The 436-nt window shown below is 63.1% G+C and carries 1 protein-coding gene; it reads right to left on the bottom strand.

The window, feature by feature from the left end; genetic code table 11:
* Positions 1–436, bottom strand: a 436-nt coding sequence (locus AC1D0P_RS29965) for an alanine--tRNA ligase-related protein (RefSeq protein WP_477680058.1), incomplete at both ends; no start/stop codon positions are given.

Genomic DNA, 436 nt, shown 5'->3' with positions numbered 1-436 from the left:
GTACGAACAGGCCGTCGCCCTTTTTCTGCGTGTCGGTAATCACAGCGCGGCCACCCTCGAAAGTGATCAGGCCGGTATCGCCCATCTGGCCGCCGGATTCACCGTAGAACGGCGTCTGGTTGACGACCAACTGCACCTTCTCACCCGCCGAAGCCTGCGGCAGCGACTTGCCGTCACGCACAAGCGCGCACACCACACCTTCGGCACGCTCGGTGTCGTAGCCGAGGAATTCGGTGGCACCATGGGCTTCCCTGAGCTCGAACCAGATCGTCTCGGTCGCGGCTTCACCGGAACCGGCCCAGTTGGCGCGCGCCTCGGCTTTCTGGCGCTGCATTGCCTTGGCGAAAGCATCCGTGTCGACGCCGATGCCCTTCTGGCGCAGCGCATCCTGAGTCAGGTCAAGCGGAAAACCAAAGGTGTCGTAGAGCTTGAAGGC

This window comes from Polaromonas sp. P1_G2, from assembly GCF_056405515.1.
The sequence above is the reverse complement of the archived record's forward strand: the minus strand, read 5'-3'. Positions and strand labels throughout refer to the sequence as shown.